The following is a 468-nucleotide window of genomic DNA, read 5'->3' on the forward strand; positions in this document are numbered from 1 at the left end:
TAATGATTCTAGTAGATAGTTTGTTGATAAAATCCATTCTTTGATTCGCTATCTTTTCATGAAGTCTTGCAATCTTGATTCTGTTTTTGATCCAGTTGCGGCCGCCCTTTGTTTTTCGTGACTGCTGCTTCTGTAACTTTTTCAGTTTCTCAATCGACTTCTTCAGATATTTTGGATTCTCTACCTTTTCTCCATTACTCAATATGATAAAATCCTTGATACCTAGATCTATACCTGTTTCATTATATGTTAGTGGAAACAAGACTTCTTCTACATCCGTATAACATAGTGAAACATAATACTTTCCACTTGGTACTTGTGATACCGTTGCACTAAGGAGTCTTCCTTTAGGTGCTCGTGTTTTCTTTATCTTTACTAGACCAATCTTAGGAAGCTTGACCTTATTGTCATATAGTTCAATATTTCCATTCGTATATTTCGTTGTATACGAATAACGATGTGTCTTCT

General features: G+C 34.6%; 1 protein-coding gene. It reads right to left on the bottom strand.

Annotation, left to right across the window (positions count from 1 at the left end; all coding sequences use genetic code 11):
• The coding region (locus LJE08_RS13820) for a transposase (RefSeq protein WP_227403559.1) at nt 1–468 on the bottom strand (468 nt) is incomplete at both ends.

It is taken from the genome of Holdemanella sp. DFI.5.55, from assembly GCF_020593575.1.
GTDB lineage: Bacteria > Bacillota_I > Bacilli_A > Erysipelotrichales > Erysipelotrichaceae > Holdemanella > Holdemanella hominis.